The sequence below is a fragment of the Paraburkholderia caffeinilytica genome (genome assembly GCF_046030355.1).
GTDB classification, from domain to species: domain Bacteria; phylum Pseudomonadota; class Gammaproteobacteria; order Burkholderiales; family Burkholderiaceae; genus Paraburkholderia; species Paraburkholderia caffeinilytica_B.
Window position 1 is genome coordinate 59019 of record NZ_JAQQCQ010000012.1, and the last position, 19825, is coordinate 78843.

At 61.5% G+C, this 19825-nt stretch carries 19 protein-coding genes; 11 read left to right on the forward strand and 8 right to left on the reverse strand.

Annotated features, from left to right (window positions below):
- Nucleotides 1-112: 112 nt before the first annotated feature.
- A complete protein-coding gene (locus PQQ95_RS19160) occupies nucleotides 113-1468 on the forward strand; it encodes a sigma-54 dependent transcriptional regulator (protein ID WP_408439566.1) in 1356 nt (451 codons plus the stop codon).
- A gap of 387 nt (nucleotides 1469-1855) precedes the next feature.
- Nucleotides 1856-2830, forward strand: a complete 975-nt coding sequence (locus PQQ95_RS19165; RefSeq protein WP_408439251.1) for a hypothetical protein — start codon at nucleotides 1856-1858, stop codon at nucleotides 2828-2830.
- 36 nt (nucleotides 2831-2866) lie between these two features.
- Here PQQ95_RS19165 and PQQ95_RS19170 read toward each other — a convergent pair whose 3' ends face one another.
- Both PQQ95_RS19170 and PQQ95_RS19175 read right to left on the reverse strand, forming a co-directional pair.
- The gene (locus PQQ95_RS19170; protein ID WP_408439254.1) at nucleotides 2867-3637 is read right to left on the reverse strand and encodes a YkgJ family cysteine cluster protein; all 771 of its coding nucleotides are present in this window, start codon (nucleotides 3635-3637) and stop codon (nucleotides 2867-2869) included.
- Nucleotides 3638-3730: 93 nt separating this feature from the next.
- Nucleotides 3731-4642 carry a patatin-like phospholipase family protein gene (locus PQQ95_RS19175; RefSeq protein WP_408439257.1) on the reverse strand — a complete coding sequence of 304 codons (912 nt, stop codon included), beginning with the start codon at nucleotides 4640-4642 and terminating at the stop codon, nucleotides 3731-3733.
- A gap of 763 nt (nucleotides 4643-5405) precedes the next feature.
- On the opposite strand from PQQ95_RS19175, the gene PQQ95_RS19180 reads away from it, so the two are divergent.
- From PQQ95_RS19180 to PQQ95_RS19205, 6 genes are all read left to right on the forward strand, one after another.
- Nucleotides 5406-7580, forward strand: coding sequence for a M1 family metallopeptidase (locus tag PQQ95_RS19180; RefSeq protein ID WP_408439259.1), 2175 nt, complete (start codon nucleotides 5406-5408; stop codon nucleotides 7578-7580).
- A 388-nt stretch (nucleotides 7581-7968) separates the two neighbouring features.
- On the forward strand, nucleotides 7969-8925 hold the full coding sequence (locus tag PQQ95_RS19185) for a metallophosphoesterase family protein (RefSeq protein ID WP_408439262.1): 957 nt from the start codon (nucleotides 7969-7971) through the stop codon (nucleotides 8923-8925).
- 33 nt (nucleotides 8926-8958) lie between these two features.
- The gene (locus PQQ95_RS19190) at nucleotides 8959-9303 is read left to right on the forward strand and encodes a cupredoxin domain-containing protein (protein ID WP_408439264.1); all 345 of its coding nucleotides are present in this window, start codon (nucleotides 8959-8961) and stop codon (nucleotides 9301-9303) included.
- A gap of 73 nt (nucleotides 9304-9376) precedes the next feature.
- Nucleotides 9377-9616 carry a hypothetical protein gene (locus PQQ95_RS19195; RefSeq protein ID WP_408439267.1) on the forward strand — a complete coding sequence of 80 codons (240 nt, stop codon included), beginning with the start codon at nucleotides 9377-9379 and terminating at the stop codon, nucleotides 9614-9616.
- A gap of 92 nt (nucleotides 9617-9708) precedes the next feature.
- On the forward strand, nucleotides 9709-10515 hold the full coding sequence (locus PQQ95_RS19200) for a hypothetical protein (protein WP_408439270.1): 807 nt from the start codon (nucleotides 9709-9711) through the stop codon (nucleotides 10513-10515).
- Nucleotides 10475-11620: a diguanylate cyclase gene (locus PQQ95_RS19205; RefSeq protein WP_408439272.1), complete on the forward strand. Its 1146-nt coding sequence runs from the start codon at nucleotides 10475-10477 to the stop codon at nucleotides 11618-11620. Before PQQ95_RS19200 ends, PQQ95_RS19205 begins: the two co-directional genes overlap by 41 nt.
- A 10-nt stretch (nucleotides 11621-11630) precedes the next feature.
- Here PQQ95_RS19205 and PQQ95_RS19210 read toward each other — a convergent pair whose 3' ends face one another.
- A complete protein-coding gene (locus PQQ95_RS19210) occupies nucleotides 11631-11828 on the reverse strand; it encodes a DUF1289 domain-containing protein (RefSeq protein WP_408439275.1) in 198 nt (65 codons plus the stop codon).
- A 493-nt stretch (nucleotides 11829-12321) separates the two neighbouring features.
- Between PQQ95_RS19210 and PQQ95_RS19215 the strand changes: the two genes are divergently transcribed.
- Nucleotides 12322-13086, forward strand: a complete 765-nt coding sequence (locus PQQ95_RS19215; RefSeq protein WP_408439569.1) for a phytochelatin synthase family protein — start codon at nucleotides 12322-12324, stop codon at nucleotides 13084-13086.
- A gap of 67 nt (nucleotides 13087-13153) precedes the next feature.
- Here PQQ95_RS19215 and PQQ95_RS19220 read toward each other — a convergent pair whose 3' ends face one another.
- The 4 genes from PQQ95_RS19220 to PQQ95_RS19235 form a co-directional block, all read right to left on the reverse strand.
- The gene (locus PQQ95_RS19220; protein ID WP_408439278.1) at nucleotides 13154-13801 is read right to left on the reverse strand and encodes a glutathione S-transferase family protein; all 648 of its coding nucleotides are present in this window, start codon (nucleotides 13799-13801) and stop codon (nucleotides 13154-13156) included.
- A gap of 99 nt (nucleotides 13802-13900) precedes the next feature.
- Entirely contained in the window at nucleotides 13901-14290 is a 390-nt protein-coding gene (locus PQQ95_RS19225; protein WP_408439281.1) for a VOC family protein, read from the reverse strand.
- Nucleotides 14291-14395: 105 nt separating this feature from the next.
- Complete coding sequence (locus tag PQQ95_RS19230; RefSeq protein WP_408439283.1) at nucleotides 14396-15868, reverse strand: sodium:solute symporter family protein; 1473 nt, start codon at nucleotides 15866-15868, stop codon at nucleotides 14396-14398.
- Nucleotides 15865-16080: a DUF3311 domain-containing protein gene (locus tag PQQ95_RS19235; RefSeq protein ID WP_408439286.1), complete on the reverse strand. Its 216-nt coding sequence runs from the start codon at nucleotides 16078-16080 to the stop codon at nucleotides 15865-15867. Before PQQ95_RS19235 ends, PQQ95_RS19230 begins: the two co-directional genes overlap by 4 nt.
- 344 nt (nucleotides 16081-16424) lie before the next feature.
- Here PQQ95_RS19235 and PQQ95_RS19240 point away from each other — a divergent pair, with 344 nt between their 5' ends.
- Nucleotides 16425-17102 carry a MarC family protein gene (locus PQQ95_RS19240; RefSeq protein ID WP_408439287.1) on the forward strand — a complete coding sequence of 226 codons (678 nt, stop codon included), beginning with the start codon at nucleotides 16425-16427 and terminating at the stop codon, nucleotides 17100-17102.
- Between the two features lie 83 nt (nucleotides 17103-17185).
- Nucleotides 17186-18019 carry a class II glutamine amidotransferase gene (locus tag PQQ95_RS19245; protein WP_408439290.1) on the forward strand — a complete coding sequence of 278 codons (834 nt, stop codon included), beginning with the start codon at nucleotides 17186-17188 and terminating at the stop codon, nucleotides 18017-18019.
- Nucleotides 18020-18080: 61 nt separating this feature from the next.
- On the opposite strand, the gene PQQ95_RS19250 is transcribed toward PQQ95_RS19245, so the two are convergent.
- Nucleotides 18081-19823 (reverse strand): cobaltochelatase CobT-related protein, encoded by a 1743-nt coding sequence (locus PQQ95_RS19250; protein WP_408439293.1) that lies wholly within the window; start codon nucleotides 19821-19823, stop codon nucleotides 18081-18083.
- Nucleotides 19824-19825 lie beyond the last annotated feature (2 nt).

Genomic DNA, 19825 nt, shown 5'->3' on the forward strand with positions numbered 1-19825 from the left:
CGAGGACAGGCATCCGCGTCGATGGAGCAACAGGAACAACGCCGCGACGAGAGGCCTGGCCAGACTACGTCTCAGAGCAGGCTCGGCGGAAAAACAAAAAACAATGCAGAAAATGAAGGCCATTACGCGGCGTGTCATCTATTTCACGCGCGATCCTTCGCCGGCGCTATTGGCGAGTTTCGAGGAGCGCGATTGGGCGGTCGACGTCATCGGCTCGGTTCGCGAGGTGCGGCAAGCCGTGGATGACGGCTCGCTGGCGGCCGGCCTGGCCGATCTGTCGAGCGTGTTCGATCCCCACGACATTGCCGCGCTGGAAGCGTGTCTGGCGATGCCGAACATCGGCTGGGTGGCGATGACCGCGGCGCCTGAACTCGACGACGCAGCCATCCGCAGGCTGGTGCGCGACTACTGCTTCGACTACGTGACGCTGCCCACCGCGGACGCCCGCATTATCGATACGGTAGGCCACGCCTGCGGCATGATCTCGCTCGGCGAGCCGGCGTTCGTCGATACGGCGACGGCGAAAGACGAGATGATCGGCACCTGCGACGCCATGCTCGCGTTGTTCCGCTCGATCCGCAAAGTGGCGGCCACCGACGCGCCTGTCTTCGTCTCCGGCGAATCCGGGACGGGCAAGGAGCTGACGGCGGCGGCCATTCACGCGCATTCGCCGCGTCGCAACGCGCCGTTCGTCGCCATCAATTGTGGTGCGATCCCGCCGCACCTGTTGCAGTCCGAATTGTTCGGCTACGAGCGTGGCGCGTTCACGGGCGCGAATCAACGCAGAATAGGGCGCGTCGAAGCCGCTCACGGCGGGACCGTGTTTCTCGACGAAATCGGCGATCTGCCGTTCGAAAGTCAGGCGAGCCTGCTGCGTTTCCTGCAGGAAAGCACCATCGACCGCCTGGGTGGCAACGGTTCGATCGATGTCGACGTGCGCATCATTTCCGCCACTCACGTCGATATGGAGGCCGCGATCGAAGACGGGCGCTTCCGTGCGGACCTGTATCACCGCCTGTGCGTGCTGAGAATCGACGAGCCGCCGCTTCGCGTGCGCGGCAAGGACATTGAACTGCTCGCGCTGTACACGCTGGATCGCTACCGGAAAGATGCGAGCCGGCGCTTGTATGGATTTTCTCCCGACGCAATCGCAGCGATGCATCAATACGACTGGCCCGGCAACGTGCGGGAATTGATCAACCGGGTTCGCCGCGCCATTGTGATGTCGGAGGGGCGCACGATTACCGCAGAAGATCTCGAACTGTCGGATTACGTGGCGACCGCGCCGCTGACGCTTGCGCAGGCGCGCGAGACAGCGGAGCGGCAGGCTATCGAACTCGCGCTGCTGCGCCATCGCGGGCGGCCTGGCGACGCCGCGCGTGAGCTCAGTATTTCACGCGCGACGCTGTACCGTTTGCTCAGCACGCACGGCATGCGCTACGGGGAAAACAGCGCGGCCGAAGCTTGACGCGCGACGTCAAAAGCATAGGCGGCAGTCAGGTAACTTGTTCACTCAAATGTTAAAACGCGGAGAGTGCCACGTATTTTCGACCGGCCGAAAGCCGATTGACGGCACCCGGGTTGCGTCTTGCTGACTTTTGGCGGAAAGGCGATGCAGGGACGTGAAACGATAGCTCATACCTGATACCTGCGCCCCGGTTCATCCGACTCCATCGCCGCAGATCAGCTTACCCGGCTCGAGCGTGACGTCATGAAGGCGCGGGCCGCGGCACGATGGCTGCGCGCCTCGCGCGGACTTCCGGCTTACCCATGAAAGGACGGGCGGATCGATCCGCGAACGATAACGGCAGCGCTGGAAAAAGCGAACTCTCTCTCACGCCTGGTGAGGAACAACGTGAATCTTTTTCCCTGCACGCTGGTGTATGTGGATGTCGATGCGAGTCCGGGTCCCAACTCGACGAATCGCGATCCGTTGTCGTATGTGAGTCAGGCGATCTGTCTGAACAACAGCTTGCGGCAGGTCGGCATGCCGACACTGACCATCGTGACCAACGCGCCGGCGGTGGTCGCGCAACGGCTCGAAAGCATGCAGAAGGAACATCGGCCTGCGTTGATGACGTTGAAGGCGACCATCGAGTTGCCGAAGAGCACACCGTTCTACGCCGCGCATTTCAAGCTGGATCTGATGGACCAGATGGCCGGCTCGCTGCCCGCCGACACCATGCTGTTGCTGCTCGACGCGGACATGGTCGCGCTGCTTCCGCTCGAACGCAATCTGATCGAGCGTTGCGCGGAAGCCGGGCTCGGCGCATTCGATATTTCCGATCAGGTATTTCCGCCGTACGGCAGCGAACGTGTCGTTGCGGATCTCGAGATCGTGGCGGACAGGCGGCTCAGAAATCCGCGCTGGTACGGCGGCGAGTTTCTTCTGGCCACGCCCGCTGCATTACGCCGACTGGTGCCTCGCGCGCGCGCCAGTTACGCGCGCTACGTCACCGAAATCGAGCGTCTGAGGCATCACGGTGACGAAGCGTTCATTTCCGCGGCACTCAATGTGCTGGTCGACGAAGGGCAGGGCCTGATTGAAGTCGGTGCTTATCAGGCCGTCGGCCGTCATTGGCCCGGCAATAATTATCGCGACGTGCGCTGGTTTCGCTGCTGTTCATTCGTTCATTTACCAGGCGGGAAGGCCTTGCTGGAAAGAGAGGCGCGTTTTGCAGAATTTGCGCCGGACCGTTTCTGGCGCCGGATGTGCGCGGCGCATCTGCGCGGCCGCGTGCGCCATGCATTGAAACGGATCGCCCGCATGGTGCATGCGGGGCGTCGCGCGACGCTGTCCGCTTGCACCTTGCGCAGCGTAAAGAGCTAGGCCGTCGCCCTGGCGATCTGAATGAACGGGCCGCGTTTATGAGGGTGGGAAAAAACCGTGATACCGCGCATTGCCGGCCATGGTGGGCTCAGCGAGGTGGCCGGTGGCGCCCACTGACAGAAGCGTTTCCAGGGTTCCCGTCCGATTCGACACAAACGTCCACTGCGCGGCTGCGGTCTGCGCTTCCGGCATCGTCACGTGAAGCCGGCGCAGCGCAGTCAACAGCGCGTCGCTATCCGGCGAAACCATGACAAAGCCTTCGTTCGCGAGTGCGGCATCGTTCAGTCCCAAGTCGAGGCATACCTGCATGCGCAGCGGCGCCTCGAGTTGATTCGCGCGACGCGACTGCCCGATCAGTTCGACGGTCGTCGCATCGACAATCATGCCCTGCCTTTGCAGGGGCTCGCCCTGCCACGCATCCGACGGACATCCCTTGTTTTCAGGCACTAACTCGACGAAGGGATTGATTTCGGCGGGATAGATCCGGCACACCAGCGGCCGTTGTTCATAGATACCGCAACGCATGTCGGCGTGGAGATTGGGACATGCACCGCCGAATGCCGCAGCAAGGACGATCGAGATGCGGACCGGCAGGCTGCCGCTCATTGCCGGTGAAGAACGTGCCCGTTTGTACTCGGCTTGCGCATTGCCGGGCTCGGGCTCGACCGGCCACGGTATGGCCTCGCAGATGAGTTCCATTTGGCCGCCGCGCTCCAGCCACGCGATTGCTTCGGCAATCGTCAGCGCGAGGCGTAAGTCGTGGCAGCATTTGCCGCATGACGTACATCCGAAATCGATGTCATCCACCCTGATTTCCAGTTCAAAAATGTTAGCGTTGTGATTAGTCGATACCGATCCGAAGTTATGACAGGGATCCGTAAAGAAGTGGGGCGGCGGTATTCATTGTGCCGTATGCGCGTACTCGTGCAATTCGCCAGCGGCAAAAGCGTGTTCGAGACCACCGTCATCGAGCCACGCACGCGTTGTCTCTGCGGCAAGGGCGATCAGGCGAGCGCATTGCGTGTAGTCGTAAGGTGAAATGTTGAGCGGACACACCTGGGGCGCCACGAAGAGCTCGACGCGGGGGGCGTAGAACGCCAGATCGCGAACGAGCTGGCGTGCAATCACGAGCGTAAGCGCGTGCATGGCTCGAGCGATCGCGCTGGCAGGCGGCGCGTCGAGCGGGCAGGCGAAAACCGCGGGCAGAACGATAATCCGGGTCGCGCCAAGCGCGACTGCTACCGATATCGGCGTGGTATTGGCGACGCCGCCATCGACCAGTTCCCGGCCGTCGATCCGTACCGACGGAAACACCCCGGGAATCGCTGCACTAGCCAGCACGGCATCGACCATCGGACCGGACGATAGGACGACCTCGTTACCCAGAAGCAGATCGGTAGCGACAATGTGCAACGGCAACGCCGCCTGCTCCACGCGCGTATATGAAAGATTCTTTTCGAGCAGACTACGCAGCGCCGTTGCCTCCACGAGATGCGCGCGGCGCCCCAGCACCATGTCGAACAGCCCGAACATCGAGAGCGGCATGATGTCCTGCCTGCGTACCCGGCACCACAATGCCTCGAGCAGAGTCACCCCGTCACGAGTCGGATTGCCCGCGAAATAGGCGGCATTGATCGCTCCTGCGGATGCGCCGACGACGAAATCAGGGCGCTCGCCCCGCTTGACCAGTTCCCGCAGCATGCCGACTTCGATCGCGCCCAGGCTGCCGCCGGCGGAAAACACGAAAGCGGTGAGCGGGGCGCGCGGCAGGTCGGCCTGCAGATTGGATAGTGGGGAATCAATCAATGACATGTCGGCCTCCCGCTCATACTGTACGCCTTACCGGCGCAGCAGGCGCGGCCCGAATAATGTGCAGATTTCAGGCATGGCGCGACGAGCAGGTTGAGGACGTTGCCGTTCTATACGCGGATCAGTGCAATATCGATTTGCGGTCATTTCATTCGATAGCGGCACATAGCGCGTCATTGCAGTGAAAGGCCGACTCATTGCATGTTCATTTTATTTCTTGAACTCACCGGCTGGTTAATTTTAGAAGTGCGTTCACTATCGTCGTATGCCGTAACACACTCCGCACTGCAATAAAACAAAGTTTCTCGTAGAAACGCGCAGACCTGCCGGTTTTAGCGTATTAACACTGTCGCTTACTTGAGCCATTCGATTTGCATACACAATTCGTGCTTAAAAGAAATAGTGTGAAAGGAAGTTGACATGAGAACGTTTGCCAATCTAGGCTACGCACTGTCGCTAAAAATTGATCTGATTCCCGTTCACCTGCATGGAGACGCAGGTAAGCCGCTGCTTTGCCCATCAGTCAGTCAACAGCGTGGAAACAAAAGATGACGGTCTTCGATAAGGCCTGTTTGAAAGTATTGTAATAATTAAACGGTGCAATTATAAAATCAGCCACAAGTGCTGAGGCAGTAACACGTCCATATATTCTCGCTAGCAATCCGGTGCTAGTGCGGGAGACCTTTTTTGCTGAAAAAACCGAGAAATGCAGCTTAAGCACTCATCGCACTTTCTTTATGCCGATTTTGTCAGTCGAGGATTAACAATGCGTATAAATTTCCGATTGCAGATACAATGCCTGGCGTTAGCCGGAATAATGGTTCTGGCGGGCTGCGGCGGTTCGGATGGCTCGCCGGCGCTTTCGAGCAAGTCCGCCCAGACACCTTCTGCCGCCTCCGATGTGGCGCTGGCGCCACCCGCTGCGCCGATTGTTGCGGACACATCGATCAACAAGAGCGTGTCGCCTGTCGAATTGCCCGATACGGTCACGCCGATCAACTATAAGCTGTGGTTCCGGCCCAACCCGGCGCTCTCTTCATTCGACGGCCGCGCGGACGTCCAGATCAAGGTGCTGAAGGCCGTCAACGCGATTACGATTGCCGGGCACCGCATCAAGTTCACGAACGGCACGATCACGCTGCAGCCAGGCAACATCCCGTTGATCGCCACGCCGCAGGATGACGGCGATTTCTACCAGCTTCGGCCCGTGAGCGGGCAGATCGCCGCAGGCAACTACTCGCTGCATATGGAGTGGAGCGGCATCATCAACTTCAAAACCTACGACGACCCGGTCGCCAAAACCGGCGGCAGTTGCGGCAACGATCCCTATCCGGGTTGCTCCGCGGCGGAAGGCGTGTTCCGCGTCGACCTGAAGTCGACCGGCGGCACGACGAGCGGCGCGATTCTCACGCAAGGTGAATCGAACCTCGCGCGTCAATGGTTCCCCGGCTGGGACGAACCGGCGTTCCGGCCTACCTATGAGGTGAGCGCGGAAGTCCCGCAAAACTGGAACGTTGTCTCGAACGCGGCGGAAAAGCCGGCGGTGAACGTGGATAGTGGCTACAAGCTGGTGTCGTTCGAGAAGACGCCGCCAATGCCTTCGTATCTGCTTTTCTTCGGCGGCGGCCAGTTCGACATTCTCGAAGACGACTTCTCGAGTCCGCTGCCGGATCGCAAAGGTCTGCATCTGCGCATCTTCACGCCGCCTGGCATGCGTGACTGGGCGAAGCCGGCCATGCAGCAGACCAAGCAGGCGCTCGATTATTACTATCGCTACACCGGTATTCCGCTGCCGCTCACCAAGTTCGACACGATCGCCGCCAACGACGCGTTCAAGGAGCAGAAAGACCTGAACTTCGGCGGAATGGAGAACTGGGGGGCGATTCTCGAATTCGCCGACGACATTCTGCCGGCGCCAGGCACCGCGATGTCCGACTATGGTGTGACGGTTCTGACGCATGAAGCCGCGCATCAATGGTTCGGCGATCTCGTCACGCTCGACTGGTGGGACGACGTGTGGCTGAACGAATCGTTCGCGACGTTCTTCGAGAACAAGACCAAGGTGCGTTTCTTCCCGGACCGCTTCAGCTGGGTCGACGACGTGAAGAACAAGTACGCGGTCATCAACGCCGATCTGAAATCCACATCGTTTCCGGTGCAGCCGAACTTCAACGGCTGGGCCTCGAACGACTTCGTGCTGAGCGCAAGCGCCTTTACCTACGACAAAGGCGGCCATGTGCTGAAGATGCTGGAGAACTATCTCGGCGAAGACGTGCTGCGCAAAGGGCTGCAGTCGTATCTGGCCGACTACGCGCTCGGCAATGGCACGCCGAAGCGCTTGTGGGACGAACTGGCGAAGGCGAGCGGAGAGCCGATGGTCGCGATCGGCGACAGTTTCGTGCGGCAAACCGGCGTGCCTTTGCTTTCGCTCGACACCCAATGCGATCTGACGACCAACCAGACCGTGGTCACGCTGAAGCAGTCGCCCTTCCCGAACCAGAACTCGTATCCCGGCACGCAATGGACCATTCCGTTGACGCTCGCCTACGGTGACGGACTGACGTCGCGTAAGACGATTGCAATGAAGGACACGCAAACGCAGGTGCGCCTGAACGGCTGTTCCGCGGTGCTCGCGGATCCGAGCGGTCTTGACTATTATGTGACCAACTACAGCAACAACGCGTGGAGTCAGTTGCTGGCGCAGGGTAATGCGCTGAAGGATCCGGTTTTGCTGACCAGTCTGCAGCTTGAGGCCAAGCTGCTGGTGAAGAACGGTCTGGCGGATCCGTCGCGTGCCACCAGTATCGGCTCGCTTAGCCCGACGGCCGCACCGCTCGCGCGTCAGTTGCTGATGACCGCGCCGACGACACAGTCGCTGCGTCCGACGATCCGGTATCAAGGCAAGTTCAAGCTGAAACCGCAAGCGCAGCAAGCGCAATAAACCAGGTAAGCCTAGTAAGCGGGATAAACGGCCTCGAACCGTACCGAGCCGCCGTAATGGGCACCATCCACTGCCCGTATCGCATTCTCATGCGATGCGGGCAGTGGCACGTCTGCTGCGTCCGGCGATGCACAGTCTCTTCAACCGTGCTTTGGCATCTGCATCCGCATAGATAAGCGGTTGAGCATGGCCGCCGCAGCGGCACGGCTACTTCCATTTGTTCCGGCACCAGACATCTACGCATCAGCGGGCGGACTCACCAACCCCGCGGCATCTTTCTTTTCCCTGGAATAAAACCGGCGGCACGGCAGTCTTCCTCATGAACCGAATCGTGTGGCCCGCCGGATGATCCCGCGGTTTGCCTGCGAATCCTTATCGTGAGGTCAACATGTCGTCACATCATTCATCCGATCCCGCATTCAAGCCGTCACGCCGCGGCGCGCTGAAATGTCTCGCTTACGGCGGCGTAGGCACGGTGTTCGTTCTTGCCGGCGGCATTCTCACGCCGGTGGAACTGGCCCTCGCGGCCGATGCGAAATCGTCCGCGACCTCCATGGGCGTACCGCTTTTCCTGCAGATCAGCGATTCACATATCGGCTTCAATAAAGAAGCCAATCCGGACGTCGCGGGCACGCTCAAACAGACGATCGACTACGTCAATGCCATGCCGGTCAAACCTGCGCTGACCCTCCACACGGGCGACATCACACATCTTTCCAAGCCCGCGGAGTTCGATCTCGCGGCGCAGTTGATGTCGGGTCTGAATATCACGGAACTCCATACCGTGCCCGGCGAGCATGACGTGACGGACGGTCCCGGAACCGAATACTTCAGCCGCTTCGGCAAGGCTTCGGACAACAAGGGCTACTACAGCTTCGACCACAACGGCGTGCACTTTGTCGCACTCGTCAACGTGATGCACTTCAAGCCCAACGGCCTGGGCGGTCTCGGCGACGATCAACTCGCCTGGCTCGAAAATGACCTGAAGGGCCGCTCGTCCAGCACGCCGATCGTCGTCTTTGCTCATATGCCGATGTGGACGATCTACGAACCGTGGGGATGGGGCACGGGCGACGCCGGCCAGGCCATGAGCTATCTGAAGCGCTTCGGTTCGGTGACTATCCTGAACGGCCATATTCACCAGATCGTATCGAAGGTTGAAGGCAACATCACTTTCCATACCGCTCGCTCGACAGCCTATCCGCAGCCGACCGCCGGCAATGGTCCCGGCCCTGGGCCACTCACAGTCGCGAGCGATCAACTCCCGAAAATGCTTGGCGTGACCAGCATCAAGATCGCGCGTCATCCGCTCAAGGCGACGCTTGCCGATACGACACTCGTTTGATTCCAGATTTTTTTATTTCGCAGGAGATCGGGCATGCAAACTAATATTATTGGCCGCACGTTCTTTGTGCTGCTGGGGAGCTTGGCGCTTATCGCGGCATCGGCAGGATTTTCCGTTGCGCGAGCGGAGACGCCCAACGCCGTGGTCATCAAGAACTTCATGTTCTCGCCGATGGCGCTGACAGTCAAAACCGGCTCGACGGTAACGTGGAAAAATCTCGACGGTGAGCCGCATACGGTCGTGAACGACGCGGGCATGTTTCGTTCCGCCGCGCTCGATCAGAACGACACGTTCCAGTTCAAATTCGACAAACCGGGCGTGTACAAGGTGTTTTGCGGCATCCATCCGAATATGAAAGAAACGATCACGGTGCAATAAGTGCCGGATCTGGTGTGAAGCGCCGTGCGACCTGGGGGACGCACGGCGTTTTAATCGATGGATACCGCTCTGTATGGCTCCGTATTGGCGTGTTATTGGCGTGTTTATTGCGTGGTGGATAACCGCGCTGCATGCCTTCCGCCAGCCTTTCCAACTCAACGTGGAAGCGCTCACGCAAGCGCTCGCGGCACGACCTGCTGATACGGACGGCGTTGAATCTTTTACCTGTCTTGTCGGTGCGCACAGCGGACTCGCAAAACTGGCGTTTAAAGCGCAGCATGGCGCTATTGCCGCTACCCGGCGAGCGGGATAAATTCTTTCACGACGCCAGATCGACCGCCGCCGAATCATATGAACAAAGTCTGCCGAATGTCAGACGCGTAGGGGATTCCGGAGAGTATTGCGATGCTCAACGATATCGACTTGCCAAACTCTGCAGCAGAACGTTCGGATACGGGTTTCGACGCTGGCGCTGAGCCGTCGGCCGCGGCGCTGCCCGCGCTATTCGGCCGTTTTGCGCTGTGTGTCGCGACGGCAAGCGCGCTGGCTTTGGGCGTCGTGGGCACGGTCGCGTACGGTGTCTGGTTCAACCATGATCAGCAAGCGTATGCCGACGCCATGGCGCGCGCGCGGCAGGCGCTCGGCACGGCTGCGTCAGCGGCTGCAGGAGCGGGGTTGGCGAATTCGATGGCGCCCCCACGGCTGGCAACTTTCGCTGCAGCGCCGCGATCGGCGGCGACGGTGGCAGCAGAGGGGACAGCGAGCCGTATGCAAGCACCCGCAGTTCAATCGATGGCAACGGGCACGCAGGTAACAACGGTTGCACCGGCAACAGCACAAATGCAGGCAACAGCGGCTGCCCCCGACACAGAACAAGGCGGACAACACGCGTCCTGGTCCGGCCCCGTCACGCGCCTCCCGGCGCCTGCGGCTAGCCAGACCGGCGTGGCGGACGCGACACCCGCAGAAGAGGCGTCTTCTGCGCCTGCCGCCCAACGCGCAGCGCCCCCGTCCAATCCTGCTTCGCAGCAATTGGCGTCCAGCCGGCCCAGCCGGGATGCGCGCCTCGCGCAGCAGGACCGTCGATCTTCTTCGGCGACAAGTGCCAGACACAAGGACAGTCTGTTCGCCCGGATGGGGTCCTTCTTGCGTCGCGTGAGTTACCGCCAGCATGGCACCGGAAGCCAGCAAGACATCTATTCCCATCCCTGAGCGGACGCGTACTCAGCGCGCCGCTCGTGGGCGCGCCTTCGTGATCCGCTTCGGGCCGGCACCGGCTGTGATCGCCGCCGCGGCGCTGGGTTGTCTGCTAATCGGCCTTTTGTATCTGGCGCTGCAAATCCGGACGATCTTTTCCGATCAACTGAAGCAGGAATACGCGGGACTCGTTCTCGAAGCGGTCGAACGAGCGGAAAGTGCCCGGAGTCTGGTCGGCCTCTGGCAGCAACTGCCAGACGCTACGCAAGCCCGGACCGCCGGGTATCAGCACGCGCGAATCGAGCTTGCTCATCGCCTCGCGTTACTCGCGGCGCTGGTGAATGAGAGTCCATCGGCGGCGCCCCGTTTGCCGCCATCCGCGCTCTCGCCCGACGCCGATCTGCGCGATACGGATGCCGTGCTCAGTACTGTGTCGGCCTGGTGGCGGGCACAGCGCGATGCAGATAGCGCCGATGTGCGCGTGCGGATTGCCCACGTCGCGCGCACGCTGATTGCATCGGCGGCGTTGCTGTTCTGCATGCTGATCACCGCGCTGGGCATGTATGCCAAACGAAATCGCCTGCTGGCGGGGCAGTCGCACGAATTCGAATGGGCGGCGCTGCACGACGCGATGACCGGCTTGCCGAACCGGCGCAAGCTGTTTGCCACGCTCGAAGAGGCGGCGGTGAAACCGGCTGCGCGCTCGGGGGCGTGCAAAATTGCCGTGTTGTACATCGATCTGGATGGATTCAAGCAGGTCAATGACTCGCTCGGCCATCGCGTCGGCGATGAATTTCTGATCGCGGTGTCGAAACGCTTTCGAGAGTCGGTGCGGAAAGTCGATGTCGTCGCCCGGATCGGCGGCGACGAATTCGCGGTCCTGGTGCGCGAATTTTCGACCAACGCGGAGCTCGGCGAAATCGCCCGGCGGCTCACCGCCTGTGTGGTCCAAACGGACAAGGAGATGGGAGTGGGACTGGTTCGCGCCAGCATCGGTATCGCCAGTTTTCCGGATCCCGTCGACGATTACCACCGCCTCGTAGCCGCAGCCGACGAGGCGATGTATCGAGTCAAGCATAGCGGCAAGAATAGTTACGCGTTCGCCAATCAGGCGAACTGACCGGCGCCTTTTATGATGCTTGCGTCTCCGGCGTCTCCGGTTTCACCTTCGCTTTGCGGCGCGAGGCGTCATTGATAACCTGATGGCGCCGGTGGTCAGTCATGTTTTTCCATTCGCGAATCTCGTCACGGGTGCGCAGGCATCCGATGCAGAAGCCCGTTTTGCCGTCGATTTTGCAAATGTCGATGCAGGGTGATTGAATTGCCATCTTCGGGCGATCAGTTCCATTGGGTTGATTTCGGCCGTAACGCGCGACAGCCCGTCCACGTGTTTCAGCAAGGCATGATAGAAACGTGAGCTATGGCGCGTTTTCTCGATCGCGACGGATATTACCGCATTCATATGAGCGGGCCCACACGCCAGGCGTGCAAGTCGCGCGCCGGCAGACCGTTCATCGCGCATCGACAACAGATGATCTGCGGAAGTACGTCGACGCCGCCGCGCCCGTCGTCGAGTGCGCGTTCGATGGCCTCCATTTGCCTCAGGCAGACAGCGCTTAGGTTCATCTGCGTCTGGCCGCCACATTCACGCGCCGACTTATTTCGTGTTAAAAAATCGAGGCTTGCCGGCAGGGCGTGAAATGTGTCGGCACGGCCGAAGTCGTTCCGAATTCATCCGCGGCGGAAGGGGTTATGAGCAGATATTTGTTGAGGCGTACCGTGGGGCGCATAAGCCGGCCTGAGTGGCTCCTTGCTGCATTGATGGCCACGTTGGTCGCCTGTGCGCCGCTGCCACCGGCTGCAAATCAAGCCGCGGATCAACCCTCGCAACAGGCCACTGTTGTAGACACAGCACGGCCAGCCGACGGGCCGCTAGCCGTTCCCCCGAACCTCATTGCATTGACGCAGCCGGCCGGCCAGCAGCGCTTGATGACCGCCGCGCGTAAGCAGTCGTACTGGCCGCTCTCACAATACTTCGAAACGCAGCGCAACCAGGCCTACTGTTCGGTCGCGACCTCCGTGATGGCGCTCAATGCATTGGGCATCCGCCGCCCTGAATCGACGCAGTATCCGGATTTCCCATTCTTCTCGCAGCAGGATTTCTTTCGCGGCATCGATCCGCAGATCGCCAACGCTGCGCAGGTATCGAGGGAGGGCATGACGCTCGACCAACTCAGCGCAGCCCTGGGCGCATTTGCTGTCGAGGTCAGGAAGTTTCATGCCGACGACCTGACGCTCGCTCAGTTTCGCGATCTGATTCGCGACACGACCGGCCACAGCGACCGTTTCGCGTTATTGAACTTCAGACGGGTGGAGATAGGCGAAGCAGGCGGTGGCCACTGGTCGCCCCTTGCCGCCTACGACGCGGCGAGCGATAGCGCGTTGCTTCTCGATGTGGCGCGCTACAAGTATCCGGCCGTCTGGGTGCCGGTCCAGCAGCTATACGCCGCGGCGCAAGCGGTCGACAGCGTGAGCGGACTTTCGCGCGGCATCGTGATTGTCGGTACGCGAGCGGACTCGAACTAGCTGACGTTTTTCACCATCACGCAGTTACGCCCCGGCCGCGGCCGTCCGCAAATGGGTTGCGCGTGCGTCAATCGTCCTGATTGCGCCATTCGGTGAGTCCTTCTCGCGCATTCAATTCGATGAACGAGGGCAGGGCCCGCAGTTGGCGGATATAGCGCGCGAGATGTGGCCAGCCGAGTGCGGGACGCGGCATATTGCGTGTCCAGCGCATCAGCACGACGGCGAGGAAATCGGCGGTGCTGAGCTTGCCGCCGACCAGATAGCCGCGTCCGTCGGCGAGATCGGCATCGAGCCGGCCACAGGCCTCTTCGATGCGCCGCCGCGCGAGCGCTTGAACTGCTGCGGCACCGGCAGGATCGCCGTCGACGTCCGCATAAAACCAGTCGCGCATGGCGGGCAGCAGCGTGTTGGCCAGATAGATCATCAACTCCAGCCACGCGGCACGGTCGGCGGAACCCGGCACCGGTGCGAGGGCGGCTTCGGGGTGCCGCTCGGCCAGCAGCATCAGCAACGCGGCCGACTCGTGACGGGGTGTTCCGTCCACTACCAGGGTGGGAACGCGGCCCGACGGATTCAGCCGCAGGTATTCAGGGTTTCGCTGATTGCCGGCGTCGATGTCGACCAGTTCGACGTTGAACGGGATGCCCATGTCGATCAACATCCAGTGAACGGCCATGCTCGCCGCGCCCGGCGAGTAGTAAAGAAGGTAGTCCATTGATTCGCTCCGCATGCCCGGCTGATTCGGTGGGTTTCAATTCGGGCGAAGTCTAGCGCAATCCTTGAAAGCCATCGCTCAAACGTGATCAGACCTCTTTCAACCCCACGCCGCGTTCTGTAGAACGATTCGATATCCGTCGGGGTCTTCAAAGGTTTTTCCCAGCCGGTCCCAATACGGATTTTCTGATTGGCAGGGCAGGACGCCGAGTGCCTGAATCCGCTCGACAGCCGCGAGCCATTCATGATGCTCGGGCAGATAGAGCACCAGAAGGTGCTCGGTGGTCGGTGCACGCTGAACGGTGACGCCGTGCTGGTGAGTGAACTCGATGTGCCACGGGCCGTTACGCTGCCCGAGGACGACGCCGTCGAAACCCTCGTGATTTTCGAAGCGGGCCAGAACCTCGAAGCCTAATCCCCGGGTATAGAAGTCGGCGAGCTTGTGCAGGTCGTTGGTGGGGCGAGCGACTCGGAGAACGGGTGATTGCATCGACGGCGGCTCAACGGATGATGTCTGTGCCGCAGAGCATAACGTGGCGGAGCGTGATTGGCTAATCACGTTCCGCCACACCGGTGACGACGATACGAAAAAACCTCAATGCACAGGCGCGTGAGTCTGCTCGACCGACCGCGGCTGCGTCACAGCGCTCACCAAGGCAAAAACGATCACGTTCACGGCTAACGCCAGGAAGCCGATATTGACGTCCTTCAGCGCATCGGGCAAAAACGGCATCAACTGCCCAACACTCAGATGCATGGTGGTCGTCAGCGTGACCACCGCGACGCCCGCAAGAATCCCGCAAAACGCGCCGTACTTCGTCGCGCGGTTATGCGGCAGCAAACTGCAGATCACCGCGGGAAACAGCTGGGTCACGAAGCTGTAGCCCATCAGCAGCAACGCCACGATCGTCTCGCCGCCATGCAGCGTGAAACCCACCGCCACCAGCGCCACCACCGGCACCAGGAAGCGTGCGAGGTTGGCCACCGTCGCGTCCGACGCCTTACGGCTCACCATGCCGCGATACACGTCGTTGGCGAGCAGCGTGGACGCCGAGGTCAGGATCATCGAGCCCGGCACCAGCGCTGTCAGAATCCCGGCTGCGCCGATCACGCCGACGAACCACGGGTCGAAAGTCTGCAACGACAAGCGGAACAGCGACAGGTCGATGTCGCCGCCCTTCAGGCCCGGCACCTTCAGCGTCGCCGCAAAGCCCACGAAGAACACGAACAGCAGAATCAACTGGTACAGCGGCAGCACCATCGCGTTACGCCGGAAAATGCGCTCGTCCTTCGCCGTGAAAATCGAGCCGAACGTATGCGGCCACATGAAGAAGCCCAATGCGGTCAGGAGCACGGTCGACTGGAACCAGGTCACGCTCGACCCCTTGGCCGGGAAGGTCAGGAAACCCGGGCGCGCGGCGTCGATGGCGTGGAACATCGCGCCGAAGCCGCCGTAGTAGTGCAAGGGCAGATAAATGCCGAGAAACAGCACGATCGCCAGAATCAGCAGATCCTTCACCACCGAATTCCACGCGGAGCCGCGCACGCCGGAGACGATCACGTATGCCGTCACCACCGCGGCGCCGATCCAGATGGCGGCCGTCGACGAAATCGCGCCATAAGAAGCCGTCGCCACGATGATGCCGAGCCCCTTGAGTTGCAGCACGAGGTACGGAATCAGCGCGGCCACGCCGACCAGCGCGACCAGGGTGCCAAGCGCCGGGCTGTCGTATTTGCGCGTGAAGAAGTGCGGTTGCGAGACGAGGTGGTGATTTTTTGCGTAACGCCAGATGGGCGGTAACATCCAGTACGAGAGGATGTACGCCAGCGTGCCGTACGCAAGAATGTAGTAGACCGGCGCGCCCTTGCCGTAAGCAAAGCCGCTGCCGCCGAGGAAGGTGAAGGTGGTGTAGATTTCGCCCGCCATCAGCAGGAACACGAACGCGGTGCCGAAACTGCGGCCGCCCACGGTCCACTGTTCGAGACTCATGTCGTGGCCGCGCCGGGCGCGCACGCCCAGGTACAGGGCAAACAGCGTAATGGCCGCAATGATGACGAGTGCACTCATGGCCGGACCTCTTCGCCTTCTCCGGCGAGCTGACGGTTAGTCGGATCCAGACGGTAGATGATCGCCATGATGATCGAACTCAGCACCACCCACATGACGATCCAGGCCAGCACGAACGGCATGCCGAGCACCAGCGGCTCGACACGATTCACAAACGGAACGCCGAGCAGCATGCCGACGAACGGCAGCGCGGCGAGTACACGAAGCAACATGGGGGCAACTCCTCGAACCGGTCAGTACGTCTCGTTGAAAGTGCAGCTTCGCTGAGGACTGTATGCCTGATGCTTTGGTTACGTAAAGTAAGTCAAAAAAGTGTAGGCTTTCCGAAAGTTGTGCGCGCATCTTTCGGCGCTCGTCTGCTGCGGTGCAGCGTCACTCGCGGCTTGCGTCGCGGCCCTTTTTTACCAAATTGCGTGCCGCGCCGCGATATCATCTGATCCACGCAACGCGAGTATCGATCTGGACAGCCCGAAGGCGTCCGGCACTTCAACCTGGCGTGTCGCGCCGGTGGGCAGTCAATCAGCCCGCCCGAGCCGCTGCCCGAAACGGATCGCATATGGTCGAAAGTCTGATCTCGGACATCCTCTTTGGCTTCACTGGGCTGATCAGCATCATCAACCCCATCGGCATGGCGTTCGTCTTCCTCGACCGGACCGCATCGCTCACCACGGAAGACCGCACCGCGCTCGCCAAGAAAATCGCCTTCAACGTCATGTGCGTGATGCTCGTCGCCTTCTTTGTCGGCACCCCGATCCTCCATTTCTTCGGCATTTCCATGGAGGCATTGCGCATCGGCGGGGGCCTCGCGGTCGCCGTCGGCGGCTGGCAGATGCTTAACGCGCCCGACACGCAACCGGCCGAGCAGCCGGCGGTCAAGCGCGTGGACGCGGATAACGCCATGTCGAAGGCGTTCTTCCCGCTCACCATTCCACTCACCACCGGGCCGGGTTCGATCGCCACCGCGATCGCGCTGACCGCGAACCGCACGCATAAGCTCTCGGCGTTCGTGCTATCCAGCATCGCGTCGGTGGTGATTTCGCTGCTGGTGGCGGCCACCGTGTATCTGGTCTACAGCCGGGCGGTGGTGTTCGCCAGGTATCTCGGCGCGGACGGCACCAAGGTCGCGATGCGCGTCTCGTCGTTCCTGCTGCTGTGTATCGGCGTGCAGATTATCCTGACCGGTTTTTCGGAGTTCCTGATACCGATCGCGCAGTTGCAACCCGTGGTCAAATAGCGATCGGCGGCACGCGAGCCTATCGAGGCTGGGCGAGGTCCGTCGGACATCTCGTCGCATTTCGTCGCAACCGGAGGGAATTCATGTGCCGCTGGCTCGCTTATACCGGTAACGCGTTGCAACTCGAAACGGTGCTGTTCAACGCCAAACACTCCCTGATCGACCAGAGCCTGCATTCGCGGCTCGGCCACACCACCACGAACGGTGATGGATTCGGCATCGGCTGGTACGGTCATCCTACTGACATCCCGTTCCGCTATCGCTGTATCCAGCCCGCGTGGAGCGACCGCAATTTGCGCGAGGCCGCGCGGGCGATCCGCGCGCCGCTGTTCGTCGCGCACATCCGTTCGGCCACCGGCACGCCGTCGCAGGAAACCAACTGTCATCCGTTCCGTTACGGGCGGTGGCTTTTCATGCATAACGGGCTGGTGCGTAACTTTCCGCTGCTGCGCCGCGATCTGATGCTGGCGATCGATCCCGAGTTGTTCCCGTCAATCGAAGGTTCGACGGATTCCGAGGTGCTGTTCTTTCTCGCACTGACCTTCGGTCTCGAACTCGCGCCGGTGACCGCGCTCGAGCGGATGGTGGGGTTTGTCGAAGATATCGGCCGTAAACAGGGTGTTGAAGAGCCGCTGAACATGACCGTATGCGTCACCGACGGCGAGCAGATCGTCGCGGTTCGCTATTCGAGCGAAGGGCAGTCCCGCTCACTCTTTCATAGCACCTCGTTCAGGCATCTGCATGACCTGTATCCGGACGACCCGCGCATCGCGACGGCGGGCGAAGACGCCTTCCTGGTGTTGTCGGAGCCCCTGTCGGATTTGCCGGGCTGGTGGGAAGAGATCCCGGAGTGCACGGTTGTGGTCGCGCGGGGCGGGGAGATCGATCAGTATCCGTTCAAGCCGCAACTGGCGTAGAACTGGCGTAGGCGCGTAGCGAAGATTCCGTTGAATGCGTGCCTGTCGATGCTGTTGTGCACTAGCGCGTCAGCAGCATCGAACTCAACACCGAGAAGACCGTCGACGGCAATTCGGCAAGGCGGCTCACCACCACGTTGTGCGGATAAAAGTCTTCGACCGCATCGGTCAGCACGCCGATCCCCACCAGTTCGATGCCGCGTTTCTGGATCGCTGCGACGCGTTCGCGCAGATCGTGGCGCAATACCTGAGGGTCGCCGTCACCGGTCGACGGGTAGCCGTCGGAAAACACGATCAGGATGCGCCGCTCGGCCTGATGATCCGCAAGCCGCGTCGCGGCCCACGCCAGCGCCTCGCCATCCGGATTCTCATGACCACAATCGATCTCGGCGATGCCGCTTGAATCGATCGCGCCAAAGCGTTTGTAGACTTTCAGATCGAGCCGTTCGACAAAGCGGTTGTAGCGCTGCAAGTCCGCGCCGGCCGCCCGTTGCCGTTCATACAGCTGCTTCATCGGCGCGGACTCGAGCGAGCAATAGCCGAGCACTTCGCAGTCGAACGACAACTGCGTCAGCGTATCACACAGCGCGGTCGCGCACAGGCGTGCGAGCTCGATCTTGCGCCCGGCCATCGAACCGCTGCGATCGATCAGCAAGGTCACGGCGACGTCGCGCCCTTTGGCCGCCCGCTGCGTACGAAACGGCGTGCGGTAACCGGGCGAGGTCGCCAGTTTGGCCAGCGCGGTGCGGTCGATCTCGCCGCGTTCCTGTTCGCGGCGCCAACGGGTGCGTTCGTCGGCGCTCAGCGCACGTTCGAGTTTCTCCTTGAGCGGCGCGGTGTCCGCACGGGCCTGCGCGCGAAGCGCACGCCAGGTCGCGCTGTCGCCTTGACCGGTGACGTCAGTGATCTCATCGAATTCGGTGGCGAGCGGTATCGACAGCCGTGCGCGAGTGGCGTCTGCCGCTGCGCCGGCTTCGCCTTCGGAACGTGCCGACGGTTGCTGTGCATCGGCCAGCGATTGCCCCATGCCCACCGCATTTTCCGCTTGCGCGCCGCCGCTTTGGTCGGATGGCGGTGAGGCAGAGCTGTCCTGGTCGGGGCGAGCCGTGTCGTCATCGTCGAGCGGCGCGGACGAAGAGGCGGCGGTTTCCGTATCGATGTCCTCAACCGGATCCGCCGTGAACACCATGCTGTTGACATCGCCCGCCGACAGCGCCCGCACGCGCGCCACCAAAGCCCGCGCTGCCGCGATGCTATGCGCGGTCGAACGGCTTCCACGCGACTCGTCCAGCAGATCCTGTGCGGCATGCAGCGCGGCCAGCAGCGAATGGCTCGCTTCGGTCCGGGTCGGCTGTTCGTCCCACAGCGCGCGTTCCACCAGCCAGACCAGCCGGTCGCGCCAATGCAGCTTCGGCCAGCGCTGCCGCGCCTGCTCGGCGGCATGCGCACGCAGTTTGCCGATGAACCAGCGCGCGCCCGGATACTCGTCGAGCAGTTGCACGCAAACGCGGCGGTCCTCGATCACCTGCGCGAGATTCGCCGCCACGCCAGGCGGCAGCGCATCCATCTGCGCGAGCGACGAATGCTTGGCGCGTGCCACCAGCAGGTCCAGATAGCCGATCAGCACGTCGCGTTCGACACCGCCGCTCAACTCATAGTCGGGAATCACGATGCGGCCGGGTTCCACGCGCGGCCCATCCGGGCTGAAGGCGACCGTCACGCCGTATTGTCCGGTCAGTACGCGCGCGACTTTGCTGAGCGTCGATTCGAACGCGAAGCCTCGCGTGTCGCGCGTTGCGTGCATGG